We start from the raw sequence: 12,627 nt of genomic DNA, 5'->3' as shown, positions 1-12,627 counted from the left end.
AAATAATGCGCTTAAGGAGGAGCAGTAGAGGGCAAAAGTATTCGACAAACGAAAGTGAACTGGATATTCATTCACGCGATTAGCAATAAATGTTGACAAAATGTGGCGTGGATCACTATAATGACTGCAGATTTTACGTCCCGTCTCGGTACACCAAATCCCAGCAGTATTTGCATTTTTTACCCAAAACGAGTAGAATTTGCCACGTTTCAGGCGCGGGGTGGAGCAGCCTGGTAGCTCGTCGGGCTCATAACCCGAAGGTCGTCGGTTCAAATCCGGCCCCCGCAACCACTTTCCCTTAGAGTCCTTTTTCAAATATACTGTGAAGACTTCGGCCTTCGTAGTGGGATTTGAAAAAATCCTTCTGGAAAGTGCTCCAGACCGCAGTTGCGGTTATAGGGTTCAGTTATATAAAGCCCCGATTTATCGGGGTTTTTTGTTATCTGACTACAGAATAACTGGGCTTTAGGCCCTTTTTTTATGTCTTGGGGGTGGGCTTGTCCACATTAGAGCAAAAATTAACAGAGATGATTACTGCGCCAGTTGAGGCCCTGGGTTTTGAACTGGTTGGCATCGAGTTTATTCGCGGTCGCACATCCACACTGCGCATCTATATTGATAGTGAAGATGGCATCAATGTTGATGATTGTGCTGATGTGAGCCACCAGGTAAGTGCTGTGCTGGATGTCGAAGATCCCATCACCGTTGCTTATAACCTGGAAGTCTCCTCACCGGGTCTCGATCGCCCACTGTTCACGGCTGAACACTACGCCCGTTTCGTCGGAGAAGAGGTGACTCTGGTTCTCCGTATGGCGGTACAAAACCGTCGTAAATGGCAGGGCGTTATCAAAGCGGTAGACGGTGAAATGATCACAGTTACCGTCGAAGGTAAAGATGAAGTGTTCGCGCTGAGTAATATCCAGAAGGCGAACCTGGTTCCCCACTTTTAATAGTCTGGATGAGGTGAAAAGCCCGCGATGAACAAAGAAATTTTGGCTGTAGTTGAAGCCGTCTCCAATGAAAAGGCGCTGCCTCGCGAGAAAATTTTCGAAGCGTTGGAAAGCGCGCTGGCTACAGCAACCAAGAAAAAATACGAACAAGAGATCGACGTTCGCGTACAAATCGATCGCAAAAGCGGTGATTTTGACACCTTCCGTCGCTGGCTGGTAGTTGATGAAGTCACCCAGCCAACGAAAGAAATCACTCTTGAAGCTGCGCGCTTTGAAGATGAAAGCCTGAATCTGGGCGATTACGTTGAAGATCAGATTGAGTCTGTTACCTTTGACCGTATCACCACCCAGACGGCAAAACAGGTTATTGTGCAGAAAGTGCGTGAAGCCGAACGTGCGATGGTGGTTGATCAGTTCCGTGAACACGAAGGTGAAATCATCACCGGCGTGGTGAAAAAAGTGAACCGCGACAACATCTCTCTGGATCTGGGCAACAACGCTGAAGCCGTGATCCTGCGTGAAGATATGCTGCCGCGTGAAAACTTCCGCCCTGGCGACCGCGTTCGTGGTGTGCTCTATTCCGTTCGCCCGGAAGCGCGTGGCGCACAACTGTTCGTCACCCGTTCCAAGCCGGAAATGCTGATCGAACTGTTCCGCATTGAAGTGCCGGAAATCGGCGAAGAAGTGATTGAAATTAAAGCAGCGGCTCGCGACCCGGGTTCTCGTGCGAAAATCGCGGTGAAAACCAACGATAAACGTATTGATCCGGTAGGTGCTTGCGTAGGTATGCGTGGCGCGCGTGTTCAGGCGGTTTCTACTGAACTGGGCGGCGAACGTATCGATATCGTCCTGTGGGATGATAACCCGGCGCAGTTCGTGATTAACGCAATGGCACCGGCAGACGTTGCTTCTATCGTGGTGGATGAAGATAAACACACCATGGATATCGCCGTTGAAGCCGGTAATCTGGCGCAGGCGATTGGCCGTAATGGTCAGAACGTGCGTCTGGCTTCGCAGCTGAGCGGTTGGGAACTCAACGTGATGACCGTTGACGACCTGCAGGCTAAGCATCAGGCGGAAGCGCACGCAGCGATCGACACCTTCACCAAATATCTCGACATCGACGAAGACTTCGCGACTGTTCTGGTAGAAGAAGGCTTCTCGACGCTGGAAGAACTGGCCTATGTGCCGATGAAAGAGCTGTTGGAAATCGAAGGCCTTGATGAGCCGACCGTTGAAGCACTGCGCGAGCGTGCTAAAAATGCACTGGCCACCATTGCACAGGCCCAGGAAGAAAGCCTCGGTGATAACAAACCGGCTGACGATCTGCTGAACCTTGAAGGGATAGATCGTGATTTGGCATTCAAACTGGCCGCCCGTGGCGTTTGTACGCTGGAAGATCTCGCCGAACAGGGCATTGATGATCTGGCTGATATCGAAGGGTTGACCGACGAAAAAGCCGGAGCACTGATTATGGCTGCCCGTAATATTTGCTGGTTCGGTGACGAAGCGTAATAAACTGTAGCAGGAAGGAACAGCATGACAGATGTAACGATTAAAACGCTGGCCGCAGAGCGACAGACCTCCGTGGAACGCCTGGTACAGCAATTTGCTGATGCAGGTATCCGGAAGTCTGCTGACGACTCTGTGTCCGCACAAGAGAAACAGACTTTAATTGACCACCTGAATCAGAAAAATTCAGGCCCGGACAAATTAACGCTGCAACGTAAAACCCGCAGCACCCTTAACATTCCTGGTACCGGTGGAAAAAGCAAATCGGTACAAATCGAAGTCCGCAAGAAACGCACCTTTGTGAAACGCGATCCGCAAGAGGCTGAACGCCTTGCTGCGGAAGAGCAGGCGCAGCGTGAAGCGGAAGAGCAAGCCCGTCGTGAGGCAGAAGAATCGGCCAAACGCGAGGCGCAACAAAAAGCTGAACGTGAGGCCGCAGAACAAGCTAAGCGTGAAGCCGCTGAACAAGCGAAACGTGAAGCTGCGGAAAAAGACAAAGTGAGCAATCAACAAGACGATATGACTAAAAACGCCCAGGCTGAAAAAGCCCGCCGTGAGCAGGAAGCTGCAGAGCTCAAGCGTAAAGCTGAAGAAGAAGCGCGTCGTAAACTCGAAGAAGAAGCACGTCGCGTTGCTGAAGAAGCACGTCGTATGGCGGAAGAAAACAAATGGACTGATAACGCGGAACCGACTGAAGATTCCAGCGATTATCACGTTACTACTTCTCAACATGCTCGCCAGGCAGAAGACGAAAGCGATCGTGAAGTCGAAGGCGGCCGTGGCCGTGGTCGTAACGCGAAAGCAGCGCGTCCGAAGAAAGGCAACAAACACTCTGAATCAAAAGCTGATCGTGAAGAAGCACGCGCAGCAGTACGTGGCGGTAAAGGCGGGAAACGTAAAGGTTCTTCGCTGCAGCAAGGCTTCCAGAAGCCAGCTCAGGCCGTTAACCGTGACGTTGTGATTGGCGAAACCATCACCGTTGGCGAACTGGCGAACAAGATGGCGGTTAAAGGTTCTCAGGTCATCAAAGCGATGATGAAACTGGGCGCAATGGCAACCATCAACCAGGTTATCGATCAGGAAACCGCACAGCTGGTTGCTGAAGAGATGGGCCACAAAGTTATCCTGCGTCGTGAAAACGAGCTGGAAGAAGCGGTAATGAGCGACCGTGACACGGGTGCTGCGGCTGAACCGCGCGCGCCGGTTGTGACCATCATGGGTCACGTTGACCACGGTAAAACCTCTTTGCTGGACTACATTCGTTCAACGAAAGTGGCCTCTGGCGAAGCGGGCGGCATTACCCAGCACATTGGTGCATACCACGTTGAAACTGAAAACGGCATGATCACCTTCCTGGACACCCCGGGGCACGCCGCGTTTACTTCAATGCGTGCACGTGGTGCGCAGGCAACGGACATCGTAGTCCTGGTTGTTGCTGCCGACGACGGCGTAATGCCGCAGACCATCGAAGCAATTCAGCACGCGAAAGCGGCAGGCGTGCCGGTTGTGGTTGCAGTGAACAAGATCGACAAACCAGAAGCCGATCCAGATCGCGTTAAGAACGAACTCTCTCAGTACGGCATCCTGCCGGAAGAGTGGGGCGGTGAAAGCCAGTTCGTACACGTGTCTGCGAAAGCAGGTACCGGTATCGATGAACTGCTGGACGCTATCCTGTTGCAGGCAGAAGTTCTGGAACTGAAAGCGGTACGTAAAGGTATGGCGAGCGGTGCGGTTATCGAATCCTTCCTCGATAAAGGTCGTGGTCCGGTTGCTACTGTTCTGGTACGTGAAGGTACTCTGCACAAGGGCGACATCGTTCTGTGTGGTTTCGAATACGGTCGTGTTCGCGCAATGCGTAACGAAATGGGTCAGGAAGTGCTGGAAGCAGGTCCGTCCATTCCAGTTGAAATCCTTGGCTTGTCCGGTGTTCCGGCAGCGGGTGACGAAGTTACCGTAGTGCGTGACGAGAAGAAAGCACGTGAAGTTGCACTGTATCGTCAGGGCAAATTCCGTGAAGTTAAACTGGCACGTCAGCAGAAATCGAAACTCGAGAACATGTTCGCCAACATGACCGAAGGCGAAGTTCACGAAGTGAACATCGTTCTGAAGGCAGACGTTCAGGGTTCCGTGGAAGCGATCTCCGACTCCTTGCTGAAACTGTCTACTGACGAAGTTAAAGTGAAGATTATCGGTTCTGGCGTAGGTGGTATCACCGAAACCGACGCTACCCTGGCTGCGGCGTCCAACGCCATCCTGGTTGGCTTCAACGTACGTGCTGATGCCTCTGCACGTAAAGTGATTGAAGCGGAAAGCCTGGATCTGCGTTACTACTCCGTCATCTATAACCTGATCGACGAAGTGAAAGCGGCGATGAGCGGTATGCTGTCTCCGGAACTGAAACAGCAGATTATCGGTCTGGCGGAAGTTCGTGATGTGTTCAAATCACCGAAATTTGGTGCCATCGCAGGTTGTATGGTTACTGAAGGTGTGGTTAAACGTCACAACCCGATCCGCGTTCTGCGCGACAACGTGGTTATCTACGAAGGCGAGCTGGAGTCCCTGCGCCGCTTCAAAGATGACGTTAACGAAGTCCGTAACGGTATGGAATGTGGTATCGGCGTTAAGAACTACAACGACGTCCGCACTGGCGATGTGATCGAAGTATTCGAAATCATCGAGATCCAACGTACCATCGCTTAAGGTTTTTAGGGTTCTATGCGGGATAAGGCGTTTACGCCGCATCCGGCATGGATTGCCTGATGCGACGCTGGCGCATCTTATCAGGCTACGTGAACAGCCCTTCCACCTGAAATTAATTTTAAAAAGGGGCTAACAGCCCCTTTTTTGTCAGGAGAATTTATTATGGCGAAAGAATTTGGTCGCCCGCAGCGCGTAGCGCAGGAAATGCAAAAAGAGATCGCTCTCATCCTGCAACGCGAAATTAAAGATCCTCGTCTGGGCATGATGACCACCGTTTCCGGTGTCGAAATGTCTCGTGACCTGGCGTATGCAAAAGTATATGTGACGTTCCTTAACGACAAAGATGAAGATGCGGTTAAAGCGGGCATCAAAGCGTTACAAGAAGCCTCTGGTTTCATCCGCAGCCTGCTGGGGAAAGCGATGCGCCTGCGTATCGTGCCGGAACTGACCTTCTTCTACGACAACTCGCTGGTTGAAGGGATGCGTATGTCAAACCTGGTGACCAGCGTGGTCAAACATGACGAAGAACGTCGTGTTAATCCGGACGACAGCAAGGAGGACTAATGAGTCGTCCTCGTCGTCGCGGTCGCGACATTAACGGCGTTTTGTTGCTGGATAAACCACAGGGTATGTCCAGCAACGATGCGCTGCAAAAAGTGAAACGGATTTATAACGCCAACCGTGCCGGACACACTGGCGCGCTGGATCCGCTGGCGACCGGCATGCTGCCGATTTGCCTCGGGGAAGCCACCAAGTTTTCCCAGTATCTGCTGGACTCCGACAAACGCTATCGGGTGATTGCGCGTCTTGGACAGCGTACCGATACTTCTGATGCCGACGGACAAATCGTTGAAGAACGTCCGGTAACCTTTAGTGCAGAGCAACTGGCGGCGGCACTGGATACTTTCCGTGGTGATATCGAACAGATCCCATCGATGTATTCAGCACTGAAATACCAGGGCAAAAAACTGTACGAATATGCGCGTCAGGGAATTGAAGTCCCGCGTGAAGCACGCCCGATTACCGTTTATGAATTGCTGTTTATTCGCCACGAAGGCAATGAACTGGAGCTGGAAATTCACTGCTCAAAAGGCACCTATATCCGCACTATCATTGACGATCTCGGCGAAAAACTCGGCTGTGGCGCGCATGTTATTTACCTGCGTCGCCTGGCTGTAAGTAAATATCCGGTTGAACGGATGGTGACTCTGGAACATCTGCGTGAACTGGTTGAGCAAGCCGAGCAGCAGGATATTCCGGCAGCGAAGTTACTTGATCCATTACTGATGCCAATGGACAGTCCAGCTTCGGACTATCCGGTGGTGAATCTTCCGTTAACGTCTTCTGTTTACTTCAAAAATGGTAACCCGGTTCGTACATCCGGTGCGCCGCTGGAAGGACTGGTTCGCGTTACAGAAGGTGAGAATGGCAAGTTTATCGGTATGGGCGAAATTGACGATGAAGGCCGCGTTGCGCCTCGTCGCCTGGTGGTTGAATACCCGGCGTAATGTTAACCGTCTTGCGATAACAAGTCGCTACGAGTAGAATACTGCCGCTTAACGTCGCGTAAATTGTTTAACACTTTGCGTAACGTACACTGGGATCGCTGAATTAGAGATCGGCGTCCTTTCATTCTATATACTTTGGAGTTTTAAAATGTCTCTAAGTACTGAAGCAACAGCTAAAATCGTTTCTGAGTTTGGTCGTGACGCAAACGACACCGGTTCTACCGAAGTTCAGGTAGCACTGCTGACTGCACAGATCAACCACCTGCAGGGCCACTTTGCAGAGCACAAAAAAGATCACCACAGCCGTCGTGGTCTGCTGCGCATGGTTTCTCAGCGTCGTAAACTGCTCGACTACCTGAAACGTAAAGACGTAGCACGTTACACCCAGCTCATCGAGCGCCTGGGTCTGCGTCGCTAATTCTTGCGAGTTTCAGAAAAGGGGCCTGAGTGGCCCCTTTTTTCAAACTGACGGCAGCAATTCACTGGAAACTAATGTATTGTTGCTATGAATGATCTTCCGTTGCAGAGGTTCGCGCGGCTAATGAGAGGCTTTACCCACATTGGGCTGGGTTAGGGTTGTCATTAGTCGCGAGGATGCGCAGAAGATCGGGTATTAACACCAGTGCCGTAAGGTGCTGTCTAAGAAAGAGAAAGGATATTACATTGCTTAATCCGATCGTTCGTAAATTCCAGTACGGCCAACACACCGTGACTCTGGAAACCGGCATGATGGCTCGTCAGGCTACTGCCGCTGTTATGGTTAGCATGGATGACACCGCGGTATTCGTTACCGTTGTTGGTCAGAAAAAAGCCAAACCAGGTCAGGACTTCTTCCCGCTGACCGTTAACTATCAGGAGCGTACCTACGCTGCTGGTCGTATCCCGGGTAGCTTCTTCCGTCGTGAAGGCCGCCCAAGCGAAGGCGAAACGCTGATCGCGCGTCTGATTGACCGCCCGATTCGCCCGCTGTTCCCGGAAGGTTTCGTCAACGAAGTTCAGGTTATCGCCACCGTGGTTTCTGTTAACCCGCAGGTTAACCCGGATATCGTCGCGATGATTGGTGCTTCTGCTGCGCTGTCTCTGTCTGGTATTCCGTTCAATGGTCCGATTGGTGCTGCCCGCGTAGGTTACATCAATGACCAGTACGTACTGAACCCGACTCAGGACGAGCTGAAAGAGAGCAAACTGGACCTGGTTGTTGCCGGTACAGAAGCTGCCGTGCTGATGGTTGAATCTGAAGCTGAACTGCTGAGCGAAGACCAGATGCTGGGCGCAGTGGTGTTCGGTCATGAACAACAGCAGGTTGTTATTCAGAACATCAATGAACTGGTGAAAGAAGCCGGTAAACCGCGTTGGGATTGGCAGCCGGAGCCGGTAAACGAAGCGCTGAACGCGCGCGTTGCTGCGCTGGCTGAAGCTCGTCTGAGCGATGCTTATCGCATTACCGACAAACAAGAGCGTTATGCGCAGGTTGATGTCATCAAATCTGAAACCATCGCGACGCTGCTTGCTGAAGACGAAACCCTGGACGAAAACGAACTGGGTGAAATTCTGCACGCTATCGAGAAAAATGTTGTTCGTAGCCGCGTACTGGCAGGTGAACCGCGTATCGACGGTCGTGAAAAAGATATGATCCGTGGTCTGGATGTGCGTACTGGCGTGCTGCCGCGTACTCACGGTTCTGCGTTGTTCACCCGTGGTGAAACGCAGGCACTGGTTACCGCAACGCTGGGTACTGCACGTGACGCACAGGTTCTTGATGAACTGATGGGCGAACGTACTGACACCTTCCTGTTCCACTACAACTTCCCTCCGTATTCCGTAGGTGAAACTGGCATGGTCGGTTCTCCGAAGCGTCGTGAAATTGGTCACGGTCGTCTGGCGAAGCGCGGCGTGCTGGCAGTAATGCCGGATATGGACAAATTCCCGTACACCGTACGTGTAGTGTCTGAAATTACCGAATCCAACGGTTCTTCTTCTATGGCTTCCGTGTGCGGTGCGTCTCTGGCGCTGATGGACGCAGGTGTGCCAATCAAAGCTGCTGTTGCGGGTATCGCAATGGGTCTGGTGAAAGAAGGCGACAACTACGTTGTACTGTCTGACATTTTGGGCGACGAAGATCACCTGGGCGATATGGACTTCAAAGTTGCGGGGTCCCGCGACGGTATCTCTGCACTGCAGATGGATATCAAAATTGAAGGTATCACCAAAGAGATCATGCAGGTTGCGCTGAATCAAGCTAAAGGTGCGCGTCTGCATATCCTGGGCGTCATGGAGCAGGCGATCAACGCGCCGCGTGGTGATATCTCTGAGTTTGCACCGCGTATCCATACCATCAAGATCAATCCGGACAAGATCAAAGACGTTATCGGTAAAGGCGGTTCTGTTATCCGTGCCCTGACCGAAGAAACTGGCACTACCATCGAAATCGAAGATGACGGTACTGTGAAGATCGCAGCGACCGACGGCGAGAAGGCGAAAAACGCTATTCGTCGTATCGAAGAGATCACTGCAGAAATCGAAGTGGGTCGCGTCTACAATGGTAAAGTGACCCGTATCGTTGACTTTGGCGCGTTTGTTGCCATCGGCGGCGGTAAAGAAGGTCTGGTCCACATCTCTCAAATCGCCGACAAGCGTGTTGAGAAAGTGACCGACTACCTGCAGATGGGTCAGGAAGTACCGGTGAAAGTTCTGGAAGTCGATCGCCAGGGCCGTATCCGTCTGAGCATTAAAGAAGCGACTGAGCAGTCTCAACCTGCTGCAGCACCGGAAGCTCCGGCTGCTGAACAGGGCGAGTAAGGTTGCCATTTGCCCTCCGCTGCGGCGGGGGGCTTTTAACCGGGCAGGACGCCTTGTTAGCAACCGGGAACAGGACGTTCATTCAACCGTGGTCTTCGGGAGTGGGAAATGAAGCCTTTTTTGCGCTGGTGTTTCGTTGCGACAGCACTTACGCTTGCAGGATGCAGTAATACTTCCTGGCGTAAAAGTGAAGTCCTCGCGGTACCATTGCAACCGACTTTGCAGCAGGAAGTGATTCTGGCACGTATGGAACAAATCCTTGCCAGTCGGGCTTTAACCGATGACGAACGCGCACAGCTTTTATATGAGCGCGGAGTGTTGTATGATAGTCTCGGTCTGAGGGCATTAGCGCGTAACGATTTTTCGCAAGCGCTGGCAATCCGACCGGATATGCCTGAAGTATTCAATTACTTAGGCATATATTTAACGCAGGCAGGCAATTTTGATGCTGCCTATGAAGCGTTTGATTCTGTACTTGAGCTTGATCCAACTTACAACTACGCGCACTTGAATCGCGGGATCGCATTATATTACGGCGGTCGTGACAAGTTAGCGCAAGATGATCTGCTGGCGTTTTATCAAGACGATCCCAATGATCCTTTCCGTAGTCTGTGGCTTTATCTCGCCGAGCAGAAGCTCGATGAGAAGCAGGCTAAAGAAGTGTTAAAACAGCACTTCGAAAAATCGGATAAGGAGCAGTGGGGATGGAACATTGTCGAGTTCTACCTGGGCAACATTAGCGAACAAACGTTAATGGAAAGGCTCAAGGCGGACGCAACGGATAACACCTCGCTCGCTGAGCATCTCAGTGAAACCAACTTCTATTTAGGTAAGTACTACCTAAGTCTGGGGGATTTGGACAGCGCCACGGCACTGTTCAAACTGGCGGTTGCCAACAACGTTCATAACTTTGTTGAGCACCGATACGCATTGTTGGAATTATCGCTCCTGGGCCAGGACCAAGATGACCTGGCAGAATCGGACCAGCAATAGCTGACGTACACATCAGCCCGTAATCTTTTTTGATTGCCATCACCTTAACGGGTGAGGGCGTTGTTGTTCGTTAATACACCTACTTTGAGCCGGTTCACACTTTTCAATGAAAATTGCTGATCAATTTCATGATGAGTTATGTAGACTGGCCGCCATTAATTTTGAGGCACACGTACTACATGGCTGAATTCGAAACCACTTTTGCAGATCTGGGCCTGAAGGCTCCTATCCTTGAAGCCCTTAACGATCTGGGTTACGAAAAACCATCTCCAATTCAGGCAGAGTGTATTCCACATCTGCTGAATGGCCGCGACGTTCTGGGTATGGCCCAGACGGGGAGCGGAAAAACGGCAGCATTCTCTTTACCTCTGCTGCAAAATCTTGATCCTGAGCTGAAAGCACCACAGATTCTGGTGCTGGCACCGACCCGCGAACTGGCGGTACAGGTTGCTGAGGCAATGACGGATTTCTCTAAACACATGCGCGGCGTAAACGTGGTTGCCCTGTACGGCGGCCAGCGTTATGACGTGCAATTACGCGCCCTGCGTCAGGGGCCGCAGATCGTTGTCGGTACTCCAGGCCGTCTGCTGGACCACCTGAAACGTGGCACTCTGGACCTCTCTAAACTGAGCGGTCTGGTTCTGGATGAAGCTGACGAAATGCTGCGCATGGGCTTCATCGAAGACGTTGAAACCATTATGGCGCAGATCCCGGAAGGTCATCAGACCGCTCTGTTCTCTGCAACTATGCCGGAAGCGATTCGTCGCATTACCCGCCGCTTTATGAAAGAGCCGCAGGAAGTACGCATTCAGTCCAGCGTGACTACCCGTCCTGACATCAGCCAGAGCTACTGGACTGTGTGGGGGATGCGTAAAAACGAAGCGCTGGTACGTTTCCTGGAAGCGGAAGATTTTGATGCGGCGATTATCTTCGTTCGTACTAAAAACGCGACTTTGGAAGTGGCAGAAGCTCTTGAGCGTAACGGCTACAACAGCGCTGCACTGAACGGTGACATGAACCAGGCGCTGCGTGAGCAGACTCTGGAACGCCTGAAAGATGGTCGTCTGGATATCCTGATTGCGACCGACGTTGCGGCCCGTGGCCTGGACGTTGAGCGTATCAGCCTGGTAGTTAACTACGATATCCCGATGGATTCCGAGTCTTACGTTCACCGTATTGGTCGTACAGGCCGTGCGGGGCGTGCTGGTCGTGCGCTGCTGTTCGTTGAGAACCGCGAGCGTCGTCTGCTGCGCAACATTGAACGCACTATGAAGCTGACCATTCCGGAAGTAGAACTGCCGAACGCAGAGCTGCTGGGCAAACGCCGTCTGGAAAAATTCGCCGCTAAAGTACAGCAGCAGCTGGAAAGCAGCGATCTGGATCAATACCGTGCACTGCTGAGCAAAATTCAGCCGACTGCAGAAGGTGAAGAGCTGGATCTCGAAACTCTGGCAGCCGCACTGCTGAAAATGGCACAGGGTGAACGTACTCTGATCGTGCCGCCAGATGCGCCGATGCGTCCGAAACGTGAATTCCGTGACCGTGATGACCGTGGTCCGCGCGATCGTAACGACCGTGGCCCGCGTGGCGACCGTGAAGATCGTCCACGTCGTGAACGTCGTGATGTTGGCGATATGCAGCTGTACCGTATTGAAGTGGGCCGCGATGATGGTGTTGAAGTTCGTCATATCGTTGGCGCGATTGCTAACGAAGGTGACATCAGCAGCCGTTACATCGGTAACATCAAGCTGTTTGCTTCTCACTCCACCATCGAACTGCCGAAAGGTATGCCGGGTGAAGTGCTGCAACACTTTACGCGTACTCGCATTCTCAACAAGCCGATGAACATGCAGTTACTGGGCGATGCACAGCCGCATACTGGCGGTGAGCGTCGTGGCGGTGGTCGTGGTTTCGGTGGCGAACGTCGTGAAGGCGGTCGTAACTTCAGCGGTGAACGCCGTGAAGGTGGTCGTGGTGATGGTCGTCGTTTCAGCGGCGAACGTCGTGAAGGCCGCGCGCCGCGTCGTGATGACTCTACTGGTCGTCGTCGTTTCGGTGGTGATGCGTAATTCGCTGACCCGCAGAACTCTGCCGTAAAGTAAAATATACAGCCCCGATTTTAACAATCGGGGCTTTTTTTCTGTCTTTTGTACTCGTGTACTGGT

At 52.1% G+C, this 12,627-nt stretch carries 10 protein-coding genes and 1 tRNA gene; all 11 read left to right on the top strand.

The window, feature by feature from the left end; genetic code table 11:
- The first annotated feature begins 214 nt into the window (after positions 1 to 214).
- A tRNA-Met gene (locus QUE34_RS19405) sits at positions 215 to 291 on the top strand.
- Positions 292 to 497: 206 nt separating this feature from the next.
- Complete coding sequence (gene rimP / locus QUE34_RS19400) at positions 498 to 950, top strand: ribosome maturation factor RimP (protein WP_001300397.1); 453 nt, start codon at positions 498 to 500, stop codon at positions 948 to 950.
- A 27-nt stretch (positions 951 to 977) separates the two neighbouring features.
- Positions 978 to 2,465, top strand: a complete 1,488-nt coding sequence (nusA, locus tag QUE34_RS19395; protein ID WP_001031046.1) for a transcription termination factor NusA — start codon at positions 978 to 980, stop codon at positions 2,463 to 2,465.
- Positions 2,466 to 2,489: 24 nt separating this feature from the next.
- Positions 2,490 to 5,162: a translation initiation factor IF-2 gene (infB, locus tag QUE34_RS19390; protein ID WP_000133052.1), complete on the top strand. Its 2,673-nt coding sequence runs from the start codon at positions 2,490 to 2,492 to the stop codon at positions 5,160 to 5,162.
- A gap of 162 nt (positions 5,163 to 5,324) precedes the next feature.
- A complete protein-coding gene (rbfA, locus tag QUE34_RS19385; RefSeq protein WP_001040205.1) occupies positions 5,325 to 5,726 on the top strand; it encodes a 30S ribosome-binding factor RbfA in 402 nt (133 codons plus the stop codon).
- On the top strand, positions 5,726 to 6,670 hold the full coding sequence (truB, locus tag QUE34_RS19380; RefSeq protein ID WP_000089701.1) for a tRNA pseudouridine(55) synthase TruB: 945 nt from the start codon (positions 5,726 to 5,728) through the stop codon (positions 6,668 to 6,670). The genes rbfA and truB overlap by 1 nt, the downstream gene beginning before the upstream one ends.
- 148 nt (positions 6,671 to 6,818) lie before the next feature.
- Positions 6,819 to 7,088 carry a 30S ribosomal protein S15 gene (rpsO, locus tag QUE34_RS19375; protein WP_000059466.1) on the top strand — a complete coding sequence of 90 codons (270 nt, stop codon included), beginning with the start codon at positions 6,819 to 6,821 and terminating at the stop codon, positions 7,086 to 7,088.
- A gap of 245 nt (positions 7,089 to 7,333) precedes the next feature.
- On the top strand, positions 7,334 to 9,469 hold the full coding sequence (gene pnp, locus QUE34_RS19370; RefSeq protein ID WP_001296445.1) for a polyribonucleotide nucleotidyltransferase: 2,136 nt from the start codon (positions 7,334 to 7,336) through the stop codon (positions 9,467 to 9,469).
- 108 nt (positions 9,470 to 9,577) lie between these two features.
- Positions 9,578 to 10,462 carry a lipoprotein NlpI gene (gene nlpI, locus QUE34_RS19365; RefSeq protein ID WP_000802080.1) on the top strand — a complete coding sequence of 295 codons (885 nt, stop codon included), beginning with the start codon at positions 9,578 to 9,580 and terminating at the stop codon, positions 10,460 to 10,462.
- A gap of 106 nt (positions 10,463 to 10,568) precedes the next feature.
- Positions 10,569 to 10,649, top strand: coding sequence for a protein YrbN (gene yrbN, locus QUE34_RS19360; protein ID WP_010723222.1), 81 nt, complete (start codon positions 10,569 to 10,571; stop codon positions 10,647 to 10,649).
- The gene (gene deaD / locus QUE34_RS19355) at positions 10,642 to 12,531 is read left to right on the top strand and encodes an ATP-dependent RNA helicase DeaD (protein WP_001295553.1); all 1,890 of its coding nucleotides are present in this window, start codon (positions 10,642 to 10,644) and stop codon (positions 12,529 to 12,531) included. The genes yrbN and deaD overlap by 8 nt, the downstream gene beginning before the upstream one ends.
- The last annotated feature ends 96 nt before the right edge of the window (positions 12,532 to 12,627 follow it).

Source organism: Escherichia sp. KS167_9B, assembly GCF_030295215.1.
Lineage (GTDB): Bacteria > Pseudomonadota > Gammaproteobacteria > Enterobacterales > Enterobacteriaceae > Escherichia > Escherichia coli_F.
The sequence above is the reverse complement of the archived record's forward strand: the minus strand, read 5'-3'. Positions and strand labels throughout refer to the sequence as shown.

Coding starts and splice junctions, on each gene's coding strand:
- infB (WP_000133052.1), top strand. CDS start 2,490: ATGACAGATGTAACGATTAAAACGCTGGCCGCAGAGCGACAGACCTCC.
- rbfA (WP_001040205.1), top strand. CDS start 5,325: ATGGCGAAAGAATTTGGTCGCCCGCAGCGCGTAGCGCAGGAAATGCAA.
- nlpI (WP_000802080.1), top strand. CDS start 9,578: ATGAAGCCTTTTTTGCGCTGGTGTTTCGTTGCGACAGCACTTACGCTT.
- nusA (WP_001031046.1), top strand. CDS start 978: ATGAACAAAGAAATTTTGGCTGTAGTTGAAGCCGTCTCCAATGAAAAG.
- yrbN (WP_010723222.1), top strand. CDS start 10,569: ATGAAAATTGCTGATCAATTTCATGATGAGTTATGTAGACTGGCCGCC.
- truB (WP_000089701.1), top strand. CDS start 5,726: ATGAGTCGTCCTCGTCGTCGCGGTCGCGACATTAACGGCGTTTTGTTG.
- deaD (WP_001295553.1), top strand. CDS start 10,642: ATGGCTGAATTCGAAACCACTTTTGCAGATCTGGGCCTGAAGGCTCCT.
- rpsO (WP_000059466.1), top strand. CDS start 6,819: ATGTCTCTAAGTACTGAAGCAACAGCTAAAATCGTTTCTGAGTTTGGT.